Source organism: Pseudoxanthomonas suwonensis (assembly GCF_000972865.1).
Lineage (GTDB): Bacteria > Pseudomonadota > Gammaproteobacteria > Xanthomonadales > Xanthomonadaceae > Pseudoxanthomonas > Pseudoxanthomonas suwonensis_B.
Window position 1 is genome coordinate 1,276,801 of the sequence record NZ_CP011144.1, and the last position, 21,039, is coordinate 1,297,839.

Sequence of the window (21,039 nt, forward strand, 5' to 3'; positions counted from 1 at the left end):
CTAGCGACTCAAAAGCTCCAGCATCGTCATGCTGAGGCGCCGACAGTCGTTTCATACCGCCCCCCCTTGTTCAGAAGCAGAGCGCAAGGAGTTAAGAAACTCAAGCGAAAGCTCGTCCTTGTATTGCTGATAGATCTCTTCCCAAGACCCGTGCATTGCTAGCAGTCGCTTCCCCACCTCTTCCGCCAAGCCCGACGGCTCGTCTTCGCCGAAAACAAAGTACGAAATCGCCCCTACATCTGCGCCGAACGTCCGCAGCAGCGGCCGATCGACCTGCACCGCCCCCTCATCGTCAATGCGGAGAACGGAAACCTGCTCGCGGAACACCTCCTTGACAAAGTAGACGGAGTGCGTCGCGATAATAGCTGCGGACCCAGTGAGCTCCAGCAGCCTGTTGAGCAGCGACACGAACCGGCTGATGAAGTTCGGATGGAGATGCGTCTCAGGCTCGTCCAGCAGCAGCAACGATCCATTCTCGATCGTCAGGCTCGCTTGGGCGGCGAACTTCAGAAAGGAAATCTCTCCGCTGCTCAGGGGATACCCTTTATTCTCTACTAACCTCAGCGGCTCTTTCTTGAGATCGATGGATGCAAACCGCTCCAGCTTCCGCTGTTCGGAACCTTTTGCAACTTCCGTCAAAGAAATGAATGTGGGCGATGACGTCGATGATGCGGTCGTTACCAAGTGAATCTGACCTGGCTCGGAGAGCGCACCCACGGCCTTCAGGAAGATGCGCCATCTTGAGACCTCCCCGATAGTTTCCGGGGAACGTGCGAGCTGCACGACAAGATCCGAGACGTAGTCATTCCGGCGCGCCCGCCTGGAACGATTCAGCGAGTACCGTTGGTACCAGATTCTCGGCCGCTTCCGCTTCTCTGACGGGAATACGGATTCGGCTTCGTTTGTGGGCGCGAACGCCAACAGACGGTTAATCAGTGGTCGCCCGTTCTCAGTGCCATCGGTGAGATCGCCGGACCCATTCAGTGCTGCGCGGGCGATCCTGCCAAGTGTTTGACTCTTGCCGACGCCATTTTTTCCGATCACGACGGCAATGCGCTTTGGCAGAGCACCGTCATGATCGAAGTGGAACGCCAGGTCATGGTCGTTCTCGCGGCCCGCCATCCGGAAGCGAATCGCGAGCGATCGCGAAAGCACGCCAACCTGCTCTTCCGACAAGCCGCGAAGGATGGAACCAGCGTTCTTGAAGGCGAAGAATGTTTCGGAGCTGCGCATGAACGAGCTGGTAAAAACATCGGATCGCGTGGCGCTCTCCAGCAACTCGGATCTTGGGCTGAACTCGTTCAGCGCGACCAGATCATTCGTCCCGCCCAACGCAGTCGAGGCGTCCTCAACCCCGAAATCTCTGACAAGAATGCGGTAGGCCTCCATGTCCGGAAGCATGGTGAAGAATCGGTGTTTGCTGCCCGCAGACACCATCTGCTTTCCGCTCTCTTCGACGATCTTGACCAGCTGTTCGCTGCCCCGGCTCACCCCCTCTTTGTCGAGGAACCCGATGTGACCGCTGGTGGCGACGGGATCAGCCTCCTGGATTCGGATCAAGTAATCGATGCGTGTGCGCAGGCCGAAATCGTTCCAGTCGTCCGCAGACGGCACGATCAACACGGTGTTCTCAGGCACCCTCTGGCGGAGCGCCGGGCGCAGTCCGAACAACACCTGCATGTCAGACCGTCCACTGGAGGTCTTCTCTTTGCTCGCCACCTTCCATACCCCCCAAAGCCGCCCCTAGTGCACTTTCCCCGAGCAAATACGCTGTTGAGCCTATCCGGTGACCATTGCCCGATAGTCATGGCAATGGGTGACGACAGTATAGGTACAGGGGACGAGAAAGTTGAACAGGCTGACCCGAACGACGGCGCAGGGCACACCAGTTTTCGTTTCCATATCGGCGATGCTTACCTGGTGCCAGTCCGTACTGAGCTGCATGGGTTCCTCCAATGGAACGCAGCCCACCCAGTTTCCGAAATCCTGTCTATCGCCCAACAGCAATGACAGTGCGGGACTTTCTTCCCGTGCGATCTTGCCGCGCGTCACGAAGTGGGAGCCATAGGCGATCTTGCATAGGTAGCGCAGGAAGCTGTTGATATCGATGGTTTGCCGGCCGCGCAGCCCTATTGCGCGATGCCGTTGCAAGAACGAACGCATCTCCCTGCCTACTGGAGCAGAATCTATCGCCTGGATCTCCAGCGCATTGGTTTGCGGCAAGGGCTGATCGACGGTCATCACCCTTGACTGCAGGAACATTGGCATAACCAGAACGGATGCGGCCTCTTGAACCGGGACGTTCTTTTTGAAAGTCCGGTTGTCGGCAGCGATGAACTCGATCTTGATGTGCGTCGGCTGCCGTTTCTTGTTGTATGAGCGCATTCCGAGCAGCAGCCGTGGGTGCAGGAACATGCCTTTCTTCTGCAGCGCGAGTTCGATGCCGCTGGTCAGCTCCTGGTGCCCCTTGCACGTGGACTTCGGCAACAGAATGGTGCCGTTTAGGCCACGCGGGATAATGTGCTCATCGGTCAACGGAACGCCGTCGGCACCGCAGTAGATGCAATGATTGACCGCCGGCAGGCGCTCGGTTGGCGGGATCGCTGGGCCAGTCATTCCTCATCCCTCTGTTTGCGACACGCGACCGGCCGACTCTATCAGTCGTCTACGGTCTCGGATCGCTAGTGCCGGAGTGCAGCAAAGCTCGTATGTCCTCTACCCGCCAGACGGTAATGTTCGGTCCCAACGACCGTACAGGCTGCGGGTAGCGGCCAGACTTGACGCCAGCCCACCACGTCGAGCGGGACACCGGAATCAGCGCGGGGACGGCCGGTTGTCCGTTGCGTGCCGGGCGCCCGATGATCTGGTAGAGCCGCAGGTACCCGGTTGCCGGCAAGGGACACGGCGTCGTGCTGTCCAGGTTACCCATCGCGTTGCGGTGCATGCGCCGCCCTCCTCTTGCGGAATGCCCGATCCCTGGCCATGAATGCTTCCAGCATGTGCGGTGCCAGCGTGGCGGCGTCGGTCGGCTCGTCGTAGATTTGCGTATGAAGCGCCGCATACGCCTCAAGCTCGGCCAGCAGCGCCTTGCTGCAATTGAAGCTGAAACGCACCGTTTCCGTCTTCGGCAGTGGGCCGAGGCGCAGCTTGTTCTCGGTCATCGCAACGCTCCCATCCGGAAATCCGTCGGTCGGTACGGCCGCAGCACCAGGTCGCGACCGACGAGGACGCGAACCGGCATCCCGGCACGGATGGTCAACGTGGGCTGCACGTCCAGGTTGCGCCGCGTGACTTCCTGGCCGACCTGACTGATGACCTCTTGCGCGCTGTCACGGCCGGCATACACGATGCGGTTGCCGTCGCGGTTCTCTGGCGCGGCCAACTCGGCGCCGACGCCGAGCAGGGTGGTCAGTGCGGCACCAGCGAATAGCCGGCGCCAGTGCATGTCCACTCCATCTTCCAGCCCGGCGTAGCCGGCAGGATCGGCGCCAACGAAGCCGTCCAGCGTCAGCGAGGACGTGTCCGGCAGGATCACGCGCTGCCAGACCACCTGCACCCTGCGTTGGCCGTAGCCGATGTCGCTCTCGTAACGACCTAGCAGCCGAGAGCCCTGCGGAATCAGCAGGTATCGCCCGGTCGCAGTGTCGTACACCGGCTCGGTCACGGTGGCGATCACTTCGCCCGGCAGGTCGGAGCGGATGCCCGTTACCAGCGCCGCTGCGATCACCGTGCCAGCCATCACCTGGTAGGGCGACGCCGGCGGCTGCAGCTCGCCGCGGTTGCGGGTGTCGTCGGTGGTGGACGCCTGCGCCTGTTCGCCCTGCGACGGCAAGAGGCCGGCCAGCAGCGAATCAAACTTTGACGATGCCGAAGGCGATGCAGGTGTCGCGCCATCGACACCGCGCGACGATCTGCGCGCGCCACCGCCGAAGAACACCGGCGAGCGCATCGCTTCCTCCGCTTCCTTCACCTGCGCCAGCCGCTCGGCTTCGGCCGGATCTTCGCCGTAGGCATAACCCTGCGCCTCACGTTCGGCGCGCAGGATCGGTGCGCCCAGGTCGCCGGGCAGCGGTTCGCCGAGTTCCGGCACGTCGGGCGGCAACGCCTCGTCGGTCTCCGGCACGGTCACCAGCGGGGGCGGCAGTTGAGTGTAGTCCTCCGGCAGTCGATCCAGCGCCTCGCTGCGGGCGATACGTTCGACGTTGTGTAGTTCCGTCGGCCCATCCATCGCCCGCCGCTGCGACGAGTGCAGCGACCACCAGGTCGCGCCGAGCACCGCCAGCACCAGCACTCCCGACAACCCAATCAGCATCCGCCGGTTCAGGCGCGTGACCGGCCGCGGCGGCGCGCGCAGCGCCACCGATTCCGGCGGCAGCTTCGGGGCGACCTGCGTTTCCATGTCAGCGCCTGCCCACGCGGTCGGTGCGCTCGATGCGCACCACCTCGGCCCGGTCGCCGCCCAAACGCAGTTCCGCGGCGCCGAACAGCCGATCGACGACGTAGTACGGCGCGAGGTAGCGGTAGTTCACCAACTGGCCTTCGCCGTGCGGCCCAACCACGAACAGCGGCGGTAGTTCGCCTTGCGCGATCCCGGCCGGGAACTGGATATAGACCTTGCGCCCGTCGTCGAACGCATGCCGTGGTCGCCACGGCGCATTCGCGCCGGTGATCGCGTAGCGGAACCGCAAGTCCTGCAGCGGCAATCCGACCTGCGTTGCCGGCTGCGCTTCCTGTGCACGCCGCTGCAATGCCCGCATCCGATCCTGCGGATAGTCCCACGACACCGACGCCATCCACGTCTGCTCGGTCGAAGACAGCTCGACCAGATACGTGCGGCGGTCGGTGGTGATGACGAGGTTGGTCTGCAGGTCGGGGCGCGTCGGCTTCACCAGCACGCTCACCCGTTGCTCCCCGCCACTGCCGCTGACCGTATCACCAACGATCCAGCGCACCGTGTCGCCGGCGGCCATTGTCACCAGTTGCTCACCCGGTTGCAGCGCAATCAGAGTCACCCGGCCCGGACTGCCATAGACCTGATACAGCGCCCCCTCGACGAACGGCCAGACCTGGGTCGCGTTGACGAACCCCTCCCGTACCGGCGGGACACGCGACTCGTTGAGCGCCCGCACCACGTCGTTCTGCACATTGGCAGGTTCGACCTTCGGCGCTGGCTTCACCGGCAGCGGCTTCCACTGTCGGGGCCACCGCATTGCCTCCGATATCGCGAAGGCCTCGGCAGCGGCCGTGTCCGGTTCGGCCTCGGCAACCTCCGACACCGGCTCGTCCAGCGCGATTGCCGGCGGCTTCTTCGCCGACGACGCGCAGCCTGCCAGCACCAGCCCCAGCGGCAATACAGCAATACGCAACCACACGTTCATGGCGTCACTCCTTCGGTATCGAGTTCGCGGCTCCACGAGAGCCCGTTGACGTAGATCCCCAGCGGATTGCTGCGCAGGGCCTCCTCCGTGCGCGGTGACTGCAGCACGAAGGTGATCACCGTGGTCCACCGCTCCATCCCCGCGCCAGCGCCGTCCACGTAGCGCCGTTCTGTCCAGCGCACCTGGAACGAGCTGTCGCTGAGCCGCACCACGCTGTTGATCTGCACCACGACCGTTTCGCGGCCGATGCGCGCGAACGGATCGTTGCTGCGCGCGTAGTCGTTCAAGGCCGCGGCGCCGCGGTCGGTCGTATAGGCATAGGCGTCGAGCCAGTTCTGCCGCACTACCACCGGGTCGATGGACAGTGAGCGCACCAAGGTCACGAAGCGCCCAAGGTGGTGCGCCATCTGCGCCTCGGTCGGCCGGTATGGCGTGGCCGCCTCGCCCACCGCGCGCACCTGCCCGCCGCTGTCGACTTCCACGACGTAGGGCGTGACGATGGACTGCGCCGAGCGCCAGACCAGCCCGGCCGCCATGCCGATGGCGAGACCGAGGCAGCCGAAGGCCATCAACCGCCAGTTCGTCGCCTGCGCGGTCGCCGTGCCCAAGCGCTTGTCCCAGACCTGTCCGGCCGCTTGGTACGGCGTTGCCGGTTCCGGTGTCTCCGCATAGCGCACGCGCGGTCGCTTGAAACGCATCGTTTCTCTCCTTCACCGATTCGAGGGATCGCGAAGCGTCGGCGAGACGCCGCCACCGCCCGCATCGCCGCTGCGCAGCGCGTGCGCCGCCATCGTGGCGCCGTGCATCGCGCTTCTGCCGCGCTCACGCAGCCGCTGCGCCCATGCAGGTGTTTCGCCTGTGCCTTGGGGTTTCATTGGCGGCGGCGTGCTGCCGCCAGCGCGCGGGGCGGACGCAGCGACCGTCTTTGCCGCCATTGCCGTGCGCGCAACACCGACCGCCGCGCCAACGGCCGTCACGCTGCCGGCCACACCCAAGGCGGTGCCTGCCGCGGCGCCGGCACTGAGCTGCGGCCCGCCCGACACCAAGCCAGTCGCGATACCCGGCCCGAAGATCCCGAGGCCGAGCAGCGTCAGAGACCCGAGCATTACCGCCAGCGCATAGTCGAGCGTCGGTTCGTCCGGGGCGATGCGGAACTCGTCGAACAGGCCCGTGCCGATCCCGACGATCACGGCCAGCACCAGCACCTTGATGCCGGAGGACACGACGTTCCCCAAGACCTTTTCCGCCAGAAAAGCGGTTTTGTTCCAGAGCGCAAACGGAACCAGGATGAAGCCCGCCAGCGTGGTCAACTTGAATTCGATCAAGGTGACGAATAGCTGCACCGACAGCACGAAGAAGCTGACGATGACGACCAGCCAGGCCAGGAACAGCACGACGATAGGGTCGAGGTTGGCAAACACCTGCGGAAATCCCGCCAGGTCGCCGATCTGATCGAGGATCGGCTGGCCCGCGTCCACGCCGACCTTCGCCAGCCGCCCCGGCTGCAGGAACTCGGCCTCGCTGATCCTCGAACCCGAGGCCGTGAGCCCGAGTCCGGCGAACGAGCGGAACAGGATGCCGGCCAGCGCGTTGAAATTGCCGAGCACGAACGCGAACGCCCCGACGTACAGCACCTTGCGGATCAGCCGGCCCATCACGTCCTGTCCGCCCATCGCCCAGAACAGGCCGGCGAGCGTCATGTCGATGACGACCAGCGTCGCGGTCAGGAACGCGACCTCGCCCCCGAGCAGGCCGAAGCCCGAGTCGATGTACCTGGAATACACATCGAGGAAGCGGTCGATGACCGTGATGTCGTCCACGTCCGCGCTCCGTCAGTCGCCGTAGAACCGCACCGGCGTCGGCGTGTACGGCACGCCCTCGCCGCGGAACCGGCGACGCACCTCGCGCGCCTGCTCGTGCACCGCCAAGGTGCGCGCGTGCTCCAGCGCCACCGCCCGATCCTGCGCAAGCTGGAGCTGCTGGCCCTGGATCGCCTGCCGCGCCTGCAGCGCGAGCAACTGGTTCGTGGCCTGCGTCGCCTGCAGTTGGCCCTCGGCACCCTGGCTGCGGGCAACGAGATCGGCAAGCGCCCGCTCATCCACGACGAAGTTCTCCACCGCCTGCGCCTGCAGCCGGGTCGCGGTGTGCAGCGCTTCGAGCGAATTGCGCCAGCGCTCGCGCGCATCAGACGCCATCTCGCTACCGCTGACCGCGGCCGTGTAGCGTTCCGGATACAGACGCCGGAACTGCTCGTCCACGCGCGACACCTCGAACGCGATTCCGCGCGCCTCGTCGATCAGCCGCTGGCTGTCGGCCAGCGCTGCACGCAGCTCCTGCAAGGCGCTGAAATCTAGCCCCGTCAGGTTGCGGGCGTCGTTCGCCAGCATCTGCGCTTCGTTCTGCAGTTGCCGCACCTGGTTGTTGATCTGCTCCAGCGTGCGCGCGGCGGTCAGCAGGTTCTGCTGGAAGTTGGCCGGGTCGAACACGGCCAGTTGTGCCTGCGCCGAACCTGCGAACAGCGCCCCGGCAACGCACAGCGACAGCAACGTCTTCTTCATGACGCGATCTCCGAGTGAGGGGAAGGAACGCCGGCACCGGCTGCCGGCGCTTGGGGGAGGAGGTCGGCGGCCCAGCCGAGGCCGCGTTCGCGCAGCCACGCGCCGGCAAAGCCCGGCAAGCCGGCCTCCATGAGCACGCGGTCGATGTCGCGCTGGTCGGCTGGCGTCGAGGCGCCGGCGAACGCCAAGGCGATCGGCCCGAGATCCAAATCAAACAACCGATTGCCCACGCGCGAGCGGTAGTAGTAGTCGCGCGTCGGCTGCGCGGTCGCGACCAACTCGATCTGGCGAGCATTGAGCCCGAAGCCCTCGTAGACCGTGCGGATCTGCGGTTCCATCGCCTGCGGGTTCGGCAGGAAGATCCGGCTGGCGCAGCTCTCGATGATCGCCGGCGCGATCGCCGAGTCCTTCACGTCTGCAAGCGACTGGGTGGCGAACACCACCGACACGTTCTTCTTGCGCAGCACCTTCAGCCATTGCCGGATGCGCGCAGCGAACACCGGGTCGTCAAGGAACAGCCAGGCTTCGTCGAGCACCAGCAGGGACGGGCTGCCGTCGAACCGCTCGTCGAAACGGGCGAACAGGTAGCGCAGCACCGCCAGCGTCGCGGCACGGCTCGCCATCAGTTCTTCCATCTCGAAGCCCTGCACGTCGGCGGTACCGAGCCGTTCGCCCTCGGCGTCCAGCAGCCGGCCATGCGAGCCGCCCAGCACGTAGGGCGCCAGCGCCTGCCGTAGTGCGTTGGACTGCAGCAGCACCGACAATCCGGTCAGCGTGCGCTGTTCGACAGGGGCGCCGGCAAGGTTGCCCAGCGCCGACCACACCGCGTCCTTCTCGGCTGGGCCGACTTCCACACCCTCCTGCCGCAGCCGCTCCTCAACCCATTCGGCGGCCCAGGTGCGATACGCCTCCCGGTCGATCCGGGCCAGCGGCTGGAAGGCCATGCCACCGTCGCCGCCGAGATCGTAGTGCTCGCCGCCCAGCCCCAGGATCGTGGCGCGCAGCGAGCGGCCCATGTCGAAGACGAAGATGCGCGAGCCGGCATAGCGCCGGAACTGCAGCATCAAGGTCGCCAGCAGCACCGACTTGCCTGCGCCGGTCGGCCCGACGACCAGCGTGTGGCCGACGTCGCCCACGTGCAGCGACAACCGGAACGGCGTCGCGCCATCGGTGCGGCAGACCAGTAGCGGCGGGCCGCCCAGGTGCGCGTTGCGCTCCGGCCCCGCCCACACCGCCGACACCGGCATCAGGTGCGCGAGGTTCAGGGTCGAGACGATCGGCTGACGCACGTTGGCATACGCGTTGCCGGGGATCGACGACAACCAGGCTTCGACCGCATTGAGCGTTTCCGGCACGGTCACGAATCCGCGCCCTTGAATGACGCGCTCCACCTGCCGCCGGTGCTCGTCGGCCACGTTGGCATCGCGATCCAGCACCGTCACCGTCGCAGTCACGTAGCCGAAGGCAACCGCATCGCTGCCCAGCTCCTGCAGCGCCGCGTCGGCATCGGCGGCGTTGTTCGCCGCGTCGTTGTCCACCAGCGGACTCTCCTGCTGGAAGATGGTCTCGCGCAGCAGCGCCACCACCGACTTGCGCTTGGCGAACCACTGGCGGCGCAGCCGCACGAGTTCGGTCTCCGCCTCGGCTTTGTCGAGGCAAATGAAACGAGTCACCCAGCGATAGCCGAACCCCAGCCGGTTCAGCTCGTCCAGCAGGCCCGGCCAGGTGGAGGTCGGGAAGCCGCGCACCGTTACCGTGCGCAGGTGGCGATCCCCGAGCATCGGCGCCAGTCCGCCGGACAGGGGACAATCGGCCAACAGCGCATCGAGGTGGAACGGCACGGCCGGTACTGCGACCGGATGCCGTCGCGTCGAGACGCAGCCGTGCAGATAAGAAAGGGTTGCCGCGTCGTCCAGCCATGCCAGTGCCGGCATCACGCCGTCGAGCAGGTCGAACAGCCGGTCGGACTCGGCGACGAACGCCGCCAACCGCTCTCGCCAGTCGGCCTGTCCGCTCGCCGCATGTTCGTACAGCACCCGCGAAGCCCGCGCCCGTGCGTCCTCCGGCGGCAGGTATTGCAGGGTCAGGAAGTAGCGGCTCTCGAAATGCGTACCGACCTGCTCGAAGGCCGCGCGCCGCTCCTCGTCCACCAGCCACGACAACGGCTCGGGGAAGTCCGACACCGGATATCCCGCGGCCTCGAACCGCTGCGCCTCCACGTACAGCGCCCAACCCGAACCCAGCCGCTTGAGCGCGTTGTTGACCCGCGCACTCACCGACACCAGTTCCGCCTCGGTCGCGCTGTCGAGATCCGGCCCGCGATAGCGCGCGGTGCGCTGGAAGCTGCCGTCCTTGTTCAACACGACACCGGGCGCGACGAGGCCGGCCCACGGCAGCCAGTCGGCGAGTAAGGCGGGACGCTTGCGGTACTCGGCCAGGCGCAGCATGGCTACACGTCCAGCAGCGAACGCTGCTTGAGGTGGCGGGCGAACACGGCCATGAACTGCGGATCGAGCCTCGCGCCCCACACGGCCAGCGTGTGCCCGACGATCCACAGCACCAGCCCCGGAATCCATAGCTGCAAACCGAGGCCCACGGCCGCGGCCAGCGTGCCGTTGGCGATCGCCACCGTGCGCGGAGCACCGCCCAGCAGGATCGGCTGGGTCAGCGCACGATGCAGGGGTACCTCGAAGCCGGGCAGCGGTTCGGCGCTCATACCAGCGCCCCGCCCGAGAACGAGAAGAACGACAGGAAGAAGGACGAGGCCGCAAACGCGATCGACAGCCCGAACACGATCTGGACGAGCCGCCGGAACCCGCCGCTCGTGTCGCCGAACGCCAGCGTCAGGCCGGTGACAATGATGATGATGACCGCGATGATCCGTGCCACCGGCCCCTGGATCGAATCGAGGATGGCCTGCAAAGGCCCCTCCCACGGCATGCTCGACCCGCCCGCGCTCGCCGACGCGGCGAGCATCAGCAGCAGACAGCCCAGCACCGCGGCATTGATTGCGGGCCTCCACTGCTGCGCCCGCGAGACAGCCACGGGCAACCGTTCCGTTTTCATGACGGATCTCCTGTCGTTGGAAAAATGAGCGGCGCTTGCGCCAGACGGGTCTGCGACTCCAGCCGGTAGCCGCTGTCGTCGAGGCCGACCACGCGCGCGATGTCCTGTACCCGCCGCGCGCGGCCGCGCCCGGCGATGAACACCACCACGTTGACCGTCTCGGCGATCAGCGCACGCGGCGCGGCCAGCGCGACTTCGAGGATCAACTGCTCCAGCCGCAGCAGCGCACCGAGCACGGAACCGGCGTGCACCGTGGCGACCCCGCCGGGATGCCCGGTGCCCCAGACCTTGACGAGATCCAGCGCCTCGCCGCCACGCACTTCGCCCACCGCCACCCGGTCAAGCCGGAACCGCATTGCCACGCGCACCAGGTCGGCCAGCGTCACCACGCCCGGCTGCGTGCGCAGCGGCACATGGTCGGCGGCGGTGCACTGCAGCTCCACCGTGTCCTCCACCAGGAACACGCGGTCGCCGATCTCGGCAATCTCCGCGAGCAACGCATTGGCGAGCGTGGTCTTGCCGGTGCTGGTGCCGCCGGCGATCAGGATGTTCTGTTCCTCGCGCACGGCCTGCCGCAGGAACGCCGCCTGCGCAGCGGTCAGGATGCCGTCGCTCACGTAGTCGGCCAGGCGCCAGACGCCGATCGCTCGCTTGCGCAGCGCGAACGCCGGCGCCGTTACCACCGGCGGCAGCACGCCCTCGAAGCGTTCGCCGGTTTCTGGCAGTTCCGCGCTCAGCAGCGGCTTGCCCGCGTGCACCTCGGCGTGGACGTGCGAGGCCACCAGCCGGATGATCCGTTCGCCATCGGACGGCGTCAGCGACACGCCCATCGGCGCGCGTCCCGTGGAAAGGCGATCGATCCACAGCTTGCCGTCGGGGTTGAGCATCACTTCCACGACGTCCGGGTCTTCCAGCGCGGAGGCGATCGCCGGCCCCAGTGCGGAACGCAGCATGCGCACGCGCCGCTCTTGGGAGGCCGCCACCGGGGAGTACGCGGCATTCATGCCGATTCTCCCTGTGCAATGGGTGCGGGGTCTGCCTGGTCTTCCGGCCGCGTGGCGGCCAGGTCGCGCAAGAGGCTCTGCCCGCGTCCCATCCGCCGACCCAACTGTTCGACGAACTGCGCGAACCGTGCCTGCCCCTGCGCCTTCGCGGCGGCCTGGTGCGACTCGGGAATAGGTGCGCTGACCGTCAGGTAATAGCGCACGTACAGCGCCAGCGATTCGATCAGGATGGTCTGGTCGCGCTCCAGCCGCTCGAACTGGCGCGACAGCCGGTCCAGCCGCTTGGCGACCATCTCCCGGCTGTCGTCCTCCGGCGACAGGTACGCGGCCACCGCCGCGGCGACGATGCCGGACACCGACACGCCCTTCATCGCGGCCAGCTCCGACAGCCGCTTGTCGTGCGCGTGCTCGAAATACACGTTGCGACGGACCCGGCTCATAGCGGGACGCCTCCGTCAGGTCCAATCACCGGCCGCACGCCGCGCTGCCGCTGCGGAACGCGCCACGCCGCGGGCGCCTCGTCATCGAGGACCGCCAGATCGGATGCCGGCGCCGCGCGCAGGGCCCACGCGATCTCCTCCTGCTGCAACCCGCCGTCGTTTCCGACATCGTCGGCGTCGAAGCCCTCCTCGACCACCGGCGCCGACGCAACCGGCAGCGCACTCCAGTCGTCGGCGCTGCGAGGCGGCGCATCCGCATACGGCCCATCCGCCAGCGCCGGCGGCGGCAACACCCGCCGGACGAAGTTCGGATCGGCGTAGTACCGCAGCTTGCGCGCGCGCAGCGGCGGATGCCCCGCCACCATGACCAGTTCCTCGTCCGGCGGCAGCTGCATGATCTCGCCCGGCGTCAGCAACGGCCGACCGATCGCCTGCCGGGACACGTTGACGTGGTCCAGCCACAACGCACCGCGAGAACCGCCGTAGCTGCGGTGCATGTGCTCCTGCGTCGCCATGCCGAGCGTGTCCGACAGCCGCCGGGCCGTGCGTTCGTCGTTGGGCGCGAACGCCACACGCACGTGGCAGTTGTCCAGGATCGAGTTGTTGCTGCCATAGGCCGCCTCGATCTGGTTGAGCGACTGCGCGATCAGCAGCGCCCGCATACGGTAGCCGGCCATGAAGGCCAGCGCCTGCTCGAAGAAGTCCAACCTGCCCAGCGCCGGGAACTCGTCCAGCACCCACAGCAAGGGGTGACCTTCGGGCGCGACCTCCGCCCGTCGTCCCCAACGGAACCTCCGCCGCGGCGTCTCGCGCTGTGGCAGGGTCTCGGTCAGCCGCCGACCGATCTGGTTCAGCAGCAGCCGGACCAGCGGACGGGTGCGCTCGATGTCGGACGGCGGCACCACCAGATACAGCGACACCGGCGCCTGTGCCAACACCAGGTCGGCAATGCGCCAGTCGCAGCGCGAGGTCACCTCGGCCACCACCGGATCGTGATACAGGCCGAGAAACGACATCGCCGTGGACAACACGCCCGAGCGCTCGTTATCGCTGCGGTTGAGCATTTCCCGTGCCGCTGCGGCCACCACGGGGTGCGGTCGGTCGCCCAGGTGCGGCGTGCGCATCATCGCGCCCAGCGTGCGTTCGATCGACCGGGCCGGGTTGGACAGGAAATTGGCGACGCCGCGCAGGGACTTGTCCGGCTCGGCGTAGAGCACGTGCAGGATCGCCCCGACCAGCAGCGCGTGCGAGGTCTTCTCCCAGTGGTTGCGCCGTTCCAGCGCGCCTTCCGGGTCGACCAGCAGGTCGGCGATGTTCTGCACGTCGCGCACCTCGTGCACGCCGCGCCGCACCTCCAGCAGCGGGTTGTACGCCGCCGACCGTGCGTCGGTGGGGTTGAAGTAGAGGCAGTGCGAGAACCGCGACCGCCAGCCGGCGGTCAACTGCCAGTGTTCCTCCTTGATGTCATGGACGATGACCGAGTGCGGCCAGCTCAGCAGCGTCGGCACCACCACGCCCACCGCCTTGCCGGTGCGCGTGGGCGCGAAGAGCATCACGTGCTCCGGACCGTCGTGGCGCAGGTAGTCCGCGCCAAGCCGGCCGAGTAGCACGCCGCGCGCGGCGAGCAGCCCGGCCATCCGCGCCTGCGCCTTCGTCGCCCAGCACGCCGAACCGTGCATCGAGGCCGGCGTGCGCCCCCGCGCCGTGCGGGCCACGACGGACACCATCACCGCGACCGCGACGCTGCCGACCACGATCAGCCCGCCGCGATGGAAGACCTGTGGCGCAGACGCCTCGTAGTCCAGCCACCATGCGAACAATCGCCACGGCGCGTACACCGGATAACCCGACAGCTCGAACCACGGCGCACCCAGGCGCGACTGATAGCCGAGCTGCGCCGCCGTCCATTGCGTCGCCGTCCACGTGCCCGCGACCACGATGCCCATCACCGCCAGCACTTGGCCGACCTGCACTCCGGTTCCGCGCGCACGCGCCACGACAGACTTCCCGACCGCGCGGCAACGATGCCGCAGGTGTCAGCGTCGTGAACGAACAGCGTGTGGTCAAAGACCTTTTGCAGCGCGTAGCGGGCTGCAATTGGATAATTTCTTGGTAATTACCAGCGCATCATCGCTCGGCATACAGCGGAGGTGTTCAGCGTAGCTAGCGATACTGCTTTCAGCTTCGCGAACTCGCGTGACCGCGATCACTTTTGTTTGCCATCTCCGGCACGATCGCCCATGAAACGTCGCCGATAGGCCTCGCTGGCGGCATCGCACACCGCGTCGCCCAGGCTGGCGCGGTCGAGCCGACATTGGCGCTGCACCACTTTCAACCGCTCCAGGTCAGCCGTCAGGGATTCGACCGTGTCGGCGGGCGCCGACGGTTGGCAGCCGACCAGGAACAGCCCCAGCCAGAGTCCGTAGTGCTGTCGCATTGCAACCTCCTCTCGAACAAGTTCACGATTTCTTGTCTGCTTCTTCCCCCTCCGCTGGTACAGCCCGCTCGATGAACCGCCCCAGCTGCTCGGATGGGGGCACGTCGGGCCGCAGCAGGTACGTGGTCAGCACTGCAGACCTGCCCGCGAGCGGGCGGGCGATCACCTCCGGGTGCCGGTACTGGTTAAGTTGCGTGGCATTGGCGAAGCCGACGCCGTAGCCAGCGGCGACCAGTGCCATCATCGTGTCGAATCCGGCTACGCGCTCCACCACCGTCGGCTCGGCGTCCACGGCGCGCAGCAGACGCTGCGCCTGCCGATGCGCGCCTTCGGCCAGTTCGGGATGAAACAGCACCAGCGGGTAGTGCAGCAGATCGGCCAGCGGCACGCGCTTGTGCGCCAGCAGCGGATGCCGGGCCGGGATCGCAAGCACCAACGGATCGATCCAGGCCGGCACGGCCGCCACGCCATCCACATCGGGCGACGCATGTGCGAAACCCACGTCGTACAAGTCGGTACGCAGGCCCAGCAGCTGCTGCGCCAGCGGGACCTCGAACAGCCGCAGGCGCACGTCCGGTTCCTGTTCGCGGCAGCGTGCCAGCAGCGCCGCAAACTGCGGCGAGGCCGTCCCGTCGGACATCGCGATCCTGAGCGAGCCGCGAAACCCCGCGCCCGCCGCCCGCCCACTGATCTTGGCCTGCTCCAATGCGGCAAGGACGCGCTTGGCCTCCTTCAGGAACACCTCGCCCGCCCAGGTCAGGCGGGTATTGCGCGTGGTGCGCTCCAAGAGCTGGGTGCCGAGATCGTACTCCAGGTCCTTGATCGCCCGCGACAGCGGCGACTGCTCGATATGCAATCGCTCGGCTGCCCGCCCGAAGTGCTGTTCCTCACCAACCGCAATGAAGTACCGGAGATGCCGCAGTTCCATAACGTGAATCCGTTACGCGGTACTCCCCGTTTTCCGCGGTGGTGGAAGAAAGGTATCTCCCCGGTGCCCGTTTCTGGAATCAAGGACCTGCTTCGGACGCTACTGGCTCCACTGTCCAACGCAGGCGCGGCGGCTTGGGCTGCTTCGCATCCTGATCTCTGAGTTCGCGTAGCTTGTCCCAATCGGCGTACTGCTCCCTTTTTTCTTCACTGGAATCGCGTTCGTCCAGCAGCCAGTACCGCCACCAGTCCATAGCCCGCTCCTGATGTGCCAGCACCTGCGAGGGGTTCTGTAGGACGTGACTGCCGCGCTCAATGTTTGGAATGACGTAGAGTTCGACTGGCTTCCTTAGATGCCGCAATCTGCTGAACATTTCCCAGTGCATGACCACCGGCGCCGCCTTGCCGGCGAACGAATCGGTAACCGTCATCAACAGCGGGGTTCGGATGTGTTCGACGTTGAAGGCCGGTGCGCGTTCGAGCCAGTCTTTCATTCCCACGCCAAAGGGATCCGCACCATTCCGCCTTTCGGTGTCCGCCCAGCTCAGCATTGTCGCCTCGACATACCCGGAGTCGATGGCATCGTCGTCAATCGCCGCCGCGAAAGGAAAATCGGAGAAGGCGAGCGCATACGCCACGTGCCATCCACCACGGCTGTGACCCATGATGCCGATACGGCTTCTATCAACCATTCCTTGCGCATCAAGATGATTGATCGCCGACTTGAATCCACGCATCCTCACCGTTGCTTCCGGACCACTCGCCGGTGGAGATGGACCGAGCACCAGCACAGCGATGCCCCGATTCGCGAGCGGTTGGCCGAGGTGCACTGATGCCCCCGGACCGAGAGTTCCGCGACCGTACAACGTAAAGTCCTCGGGTCTTGTCCAACCCTGAGTTTGGATCACCAACGGATAGCGCTGGGATCGTTGATAGCCAATCGGATAAAAAAGCCGCCCTTGCCAAGTCTGATCGTCTTCGTCACGCCAATCGATAATTTCTACCTTGCCGAGCGAGAAACGAGCGGTGAGCCCGGGATTGGGTTCAAAAACCATCTTCGCGCGACCAGTTGCATCTTCAACGGCGTAGAGGGCAGGAGGCGTGTTCACATCTTGGCGCACTTCTATGCTGATGGTTGGCGTCGGTTCGCGCTGGCTCACTGCTTCGACCAATTTCCAGTCGCCACTCCGTTTGCGGAAAGACAGGCGCTCACCCGCAACGTGAATCTCGACAGCATCCGAACCTGTCCAGTATGCATCTTCGATTTGCTTTGTGGCCTCGGCCGACAGCGGCAGCTTCTTGTACCGCCCCGTTACCACATCGACTTCGGCAATTGCATCACCTGCAAGGCCCTCGGCGTCTTGGGAATCAGCAGGCAGATAGACCGCCCACACTAGGATCGAGCGACCTTCTGGCGCCCACTTAAGGGTAGACTGCATGGTATTTGCGGGGTTCAGGGGAGCGTCAAAAAGGGGCCACGCCGAAGCCCGGTCAACCGAAACGACATACATCTGCTGAAGCTGTCGCGCACCGGTATGTCTTCGAGTTTCCCAATCAGGCGCAATCTCCCCAAGCAGCCCTAGATTATATCGGCGCCAACTATCCGGTATCTGCTGGGGAGTACCCGAAACGATGGCCATGCGGCCATCAGGCGAAACGACGGGCTTGATCGTAGGCCAGTGCAAATTGTAGGTATTAACGCCACCATTCTTGACTTGGAGTTTATTAACGCGGGCGTCCGGTGGCATCCCTGTTTGCACGAACCGTTCGCCCAACCCCCAAACTATGTCTTGAATCGTAGAACCATCAACCACGCCGGTCACCAAGGAATACGCGTCGGTGTTATCGACCGAGAATCCATTTCGCCACCGCTGCATCGAGATCTCCGGCGAATACTCCCGCCTTGCCTCATATACCACGGTATTGTGACCACCTATGGCGAAGTTCGTCACGTCGGTTCTAGAGTTTGTCAAGTAGTTCCATTGCTTAGTTTTGACATTCACCATAACCACTTGGCGAATTCCACGCTCATCTTCCCATAGGAATGCGATGCGTTCATTGTCGACCCAAGCCGGAAAGTTCACGGTAGGCATCAACAGAGCTGACGCCGCGCGGCCGAGCCCGCGCGTGAACAACGAGACCACAGGTTGAGGAGTAGCCACATCCAACGAAGCCAGCTCACCAGTGACGACCTCAACCTCGACGCCGTCGCGTTCAATGTCGCCCCGAATCAACATCGCGACATAGCGACTTCCATCCGGCGATACCGCGACGCTCGTGCCGTTCCTGTCGGCCACCATGAACCGTGTCGTCACGATGCTATCGCGCACGGTCAGCGATTGCTTGTTCACAGCGTCCGCTACGCTAAACCCGCCAGAGATGAACACCGAGGCTATCATTAGCGCAGACGAAATTTTTCGGCCATCGCGCCAAGAAAGCCCAGCTCGGAATGCAATCTTCATCGTGAACACCTGCCTGTTTCGGATCAGAAGCGTTTCGTGATACCAAGGCTGATGACACGGCCAAGCGCGGAGTAGTTCGTTGAGTCATAGCTTGCGTGAAAAGATTGAAAGGGAACCATATATGGTGGCGATTCGTCGAATGCATTTGTGATCGACAGGTTCAAGCCGAAGCCGCTTAGGAAATTCGGGTCAGCAGCGTAGTCGAACACTAGGTCCAGCGTGGTCATCGAACTCCCCTTTGAGTTGGGCGTGATCTGGGTATCACGCACGCCACCAAGATAGTTCACGATTACTCCAGCGCTGAATGCATTTCGCGACCAATGCCCACCCGCGCGTCCCTTGAACCGAGGCGGAAACCACACTACGCCCGCAGTTTCAATTTCAGGCAATCCCTCGATCAACTGACGCTTGCTATCCGTGATCCAACTTCCACCAAGATTGAAAGATATAAGCCCGCTGTAGGCAGGCGTCGCGTACTTCATATCCAGATCCACGCCTCGCACTCGCTGCCGTGATGCGTTGAACCAGTTGTTCTCGAATAGTGCGATGACGCTTTCCGGATCGTAGACACCTCCGGTTCGATTAGAAAATCGTGCCGTCTGTAGCGCGACCTGCTGCTGTTCGTTTGTCGGATCGCGCGTGATGAAGTTATCGTAAGCGTGGTCGGCTAGTGCCTGGCTGAACGATTCAAATGATGGGAATGGTGCTACTACGCGCTCGCGGTAGTCGATATCAAACCAACCAAGTTCTACCGAGGCACCAGGCAAGAACGCAGGCCGAATCATTATTCCCGCAGTAGCTATCTCTGCACGTTCTGGGCCAAGATCAGGATTGCCACCCGATGTCATAAGAACGGTTGCTGAACTCGCGGCGTTAGGGATGCCAAACGTTTCCGCGGCATAGAGAAACACTAGTCTTTCTTGAAACTGTTCCAGCAATTTTGGCGCTTTAAAGCTTTTTCCCCAGCTAGCCCGGATATCGACATTCGGCGTAACCTGCCAGAGCGCCCCGACCTTCGGTGTAGTAGCGCCACCAAAACGATCATAGTCGTCGTAGCGAACCGCACCACTGAGGGATAGCCGGTGGACTAATGGAACTTCTCCTGACTCGCCGACCAAGGGCAAGTTGATCTCCGTGAACAGGTTTCGACTTTTGATCGAGCCACCGGTCAACATGTGGTCCACGTATTCGGAATTTCGCCATCCACCACCTAAGGAGAGGCGCGCTTCACCTCCAAGAAGATTGAATAGCGCCCCCTCGAACTCGACGCCTGCCGCATCGGTACGATTTATGTACTCGCCGTCGACTTGTTGCACCAGCGCCCCGGTCGACAGCGAGTACAAGCCCATGAACGTTCTTGCTTCGTCTTCTCCGGAAAACGCATGCATCCGCATCGACCAGTCCGCAGGCAACGAGATCCGGATCGAGGGGGATAATCCGTAAATATTCAGATCCACATCTGTGTCGCACCGAAATGCAGGCGCACAGATCGAGTAGTTTCTCATTGTCCTTTTCGTATAAAACGCGTCCAGCGTCAGTTCGGTTCGTGATCCTATATTCTGGTATCCACTAACCAGAATCCCGTCCTGGGAGATTGCGGGATAGATCATGTGCTGATCTGGATGGGAAATATGCCTCATGTAATCCCGCTGCGCGGCGCGCACGGCGCTGCTGCTTAAGGTCTCTCCAGCGATTAGGAGGCTACCCGAGGACCATGCCGTTCCGACAACGGCGCTCACTTGCGTTTGCTCGTATCCGCCACTCGTCGCTTCACCGTAGCGCGCGGTCAGTTCCGCGCCATCGTAGTCGCGCTTCAGGATGATATTTGCAACGCCGCCCACCGCGTCCGACCCGTAAATGGCGCTAGCGCCATCGAGCAGCACCTCAAAACGGTCGATTGCCGCGACGGGTATCACCGCAACGTCGGTGGCCTGCATCCCCCCGTCGTAAGGCAGGCGGGCGCCGTTGAGGAGCGTCAGTGTCGCGTCGGGGCCGAGCCCACGCAGGTTGAGACTAGAGGCGCCAGTAATGTTGGTGTTTGAAGATTGTCCCGCGCCCGCTTCTGGCAGCACGCCGGGATTTTGCCCCCCCGAAAAGTTCTGTGGAATGGCGCGAATCACGTCGCCGAGGTTATGATGACCAGCAAGCCGCATATCCTCTTGCGAAATCATCAGCAGCGGCGAGGAAGGCTGTACACCGCGAATGCGCGTGCCTGTGACTGTCATTCTTTCCAGTTCTGTCGCCGTCTCTAGCGTTTGCGTTGTTTCGGGCCTCCGACGCTGCTCAGTATTGCCAGAAGGCGCCGCTGGCGCTTGGTTGCCGGATGCTGCGGGGCGCAAGGCGAAAGCGTTGCCACTGACCGCTTCGGCCGCCAGGCCTGTGCCGTCCAGCAGCTGGCGAAGTGCCTCAGCCGGCGCGTGTGCGCCACTGACACCGCGCGTGGTCTTGCCGGCCACCAGTTCCGGTGCGTAGGAGACGCTGAGCCTGCCTTGCGACATCGCCCGGCGCAGCGCCTGGTCCAGCGGCCCAGCCGGAACATTCCAGGTGATGGCTTGCTCGGTGGCCTGCGCGAACGCCGTGGACGGGCATGTCAGCATCCACAAACAGGAGGCGACGGCGGCGGACAACAGCGTGTGCTTGGCGGTGGCGATGCGCATGGTTCCCCTCGGTGGTGGCGCAGGCCCGCGGCTGGGGCCTGTCCTACCCTTGAACGACGCCGGAGGGAAAAGGCGAACGTGGCCGGACCAGTCTAGGCCGACGAGGTGGC

The 21,039-nt window shown here is 64.5% G+C and carries 18 protein-coding genes; all 18 read right to left on the minus strand.

Features of this window, described 5'->3' with window-relative positions:
- Nucleotides 1-51: 51 nt before the first annotated feature.
- Nucleotides 52-1,680: an AAA family ATPase gene (locus WQ53_RS05460; protein WP_052631133.1), complete on the minus strand. Its 1,629-nt coding sequence runs from the start codon at nt 1,678-1,680 to the stop codon at nt 52-54.
- 99 nt (nt 1,681-1,779) lie between these two features.
- Nucleotides 1,780-2,616: a hypothetical protein gene (locus tag WQ53_RS05465; protein WP_144409228.1), complete on the minus strand. Its 837-nt coding sequence runs from the start codon at nt 2,614-2,616 to the stop codon at nt 1,780-1,782.
- A 305-nt stretch (nt 2,617-2,921) separates the two neighbouring features.
- The gene (locus WQ53_RS05470) at nt 2,922-3,161 is read right to left on the minus strand and encodes a DUF2274 domain-containing protein (RefSeq protein WP_052631135.1); all 240 of its coding nucleotides are present in this window, start codon (nt 3,159-3,161) and stop codon (nt 2,922-2,924) included.
- Complete coding sequence (locus WQ53_RS05475) at nt 3,158-4,399, minus strand: TrbI/VirB10 family protein (protein ID WP_052631136.1); 1,242 nt, start codon at nt 4,397-4,399, stop codon at nt 3,158-3,160. The genes WQ53_RS05470 and WQ53_RS05475 overlap by 4 nt, the downstream gene beginning before the upstream one ends.
- Nucleotide 4,400: 1 nt before the next feature.
- On the minus strand, nt 4,401-5,378 hold the full coding sequence (gene trbG, locus WQ53_RS05480; RefSeq protein WP_052631137.1) for a P-type conjugative transfer protein TrbG: 978 nt from the start codon (nt 5,376-5,378) through the stop codon (nt 4,401-4,403).
- The gene (trbF, locus tag WQ53_RS05485; RefSeq protein WP_052631138.1) at nt 5,375-6,076 is read right to left on the minus strand and encodes a conjugal transfer protein TrbF; all 702 of its coding nucleotides are present in this window, start codon (nt 6,074-6,076) and stop codon (nt 5,375-5,377) included. The genes trbG and trbF overlap by 4 nt, the downstream gene beginning before the upstream one ends.
- A gap of 12 nt (nt 6,077-6,088) precedes the next feature.
- Entirely contained in the window at nt 6,089-7,198 is a 1,110-nt protein-coding gene (trbL, locus tag WQ53_RS05490; RefSeq protein WP_052631139.1) for a P-type conjugative transfer protein TrbL, read from the minus strand.
- 12 nt (nt 7,199-7,210) lie between these two features.
- Nucleotides 7,211-7,936, minus strand: coding sequence for a P-type conjugative transfer protein TrbJ (trbJ, locus tag WQ53_RS05495; RefSeq protein WP_052631140.1), 726 nt, complete (start codon nt 7,934-7,936; stop codon nt 7,211-7,213).
- Nucleotides 7,933-10,383: a conjugal transfer protein TrbE gene (gene trbE, locus WQ53_RS05500; protein ID WP_052631141.1), complete on the minus strand. Its 2,451-nt coding sequence runs from the start codon at nt 10,381-10,383 to the stop codon at nt 7,933-7,935. The genes trbJ and trbE overlap by 4 nt, the downstream gene beginning before the upstream one ends.
- Before the next feature lie 2 nt (nt 10,384-10,385).
- On the minus strand, nt 10,386-10,652 hold the full coding sequence (locus WQ53_RS05505; RefSeq protein ID WP_052631142.1) for a VirB3 family type IV secretion system protein: 267 nt from the start codon (nt 10,650-10,652) through the stop codon (nt 10,386-10,388).
- Nucleotides 10,649-11,002: a TrbC/VirB2 family protein gene (locus tag WQ53_RS05510; protein WP_052631143.1), complete on the minus strand. Its 354-nt coding sequence runs from the start codon at nt 11,000-11,002 to the stop codon at nt 10,649-10,651. Before WQ53_RS05510 ends, WQ53_RS05505 begins: the two co-directional genes overlap by 4 nt.
- The gene (gene trbB, locus WQ53_RS05515) at nt 10,999-11,955 is read right to left on the minus strand and encodes a P-type conjugative transfer ATPase TrbB (protein WP_428992281.1); all 957 of its coding nucleotides are present in this window, start codon (nt 11,953-11,955) and stop codon (nt 10,999-11,001) included. Before trbB ends, WQ53_RS05510 begins: the two co-directional genes overlap by 4 nt.
- A gap of 47 nt (nt 11,956-12,002) precedes the next feature.
- A complete protein-coding gene (locus tag WQ53_RS05520; protein ID WP_052631145.1) occupies nt 12,003-12,446 on the minus strand; it encodes a CopG family transcriptional regulator in 444 nt (147 codons plus the stop codon).
- A complete protein-coding gene (traG, locus tag WQ53_RS05525; RefSeq protein ID WP_052633934.1) occupies nt 12,443-14,392 on the minus strand; it encodes an IncP-type conjugal transfer protein TraG in 1,950 nt (649 codons plus the stop codon). The genes WQ53_RS05520 and traG overlap by 4 nt, the downstream gene beginning before the upstream one ends.
- A 260-nt stretch (nt 14,393-14,652) precedes the next feature.
- The gene (locus WQ53_RS05530) at nt 14,653-14,883 is read right to left on the minus strand and encodes an EexN family lipoprotein (RefSeq protein WP_052631146.1); all 231 of its coding nucleotides are present in this window, start codon (nt 14,881-14,883) and stop codon (nt 14,653-14,655) included.
- 22 nt (nt 14,884-14,905) lie between these two features.
- On the minus strand, nt 14,906-15,811 hold the full coding sequence (locus WQ53_RS05535; RefSeq protein ID WP_052631147.1) for a LysR family transcriptional regulator: 906 nt from the start codon (nt 15,809-15,811) through the stop codon (nt 14,906-14,908).
- Between the two features lie 79 nt (nt 15,812-15,890).
- A complete protein-coding gene (locus tag WQ53_RS16205; protein ID WP_082112858.1) occupies nt 15,891-18,272 on the minus strand; it encodes an alpha/beta hydrolase family protein in 2,382 nt (793 codons plus the stop codon).
- 23 nt (nt 18,273-18,295) lie between these two features.
- Nucleotides 18,296-20,929, minus strand: a complete 2,634-nt coding sequence (locus WQ53_RS16210) for a TonB-dependent receptor (protein WP_082112859.1) — start codon at nt 20,927-20,929, stop codon at nt 18,296-18,298.
- Nucleotides 20,930-21,039: the final 110 nt, after the last annotated feature.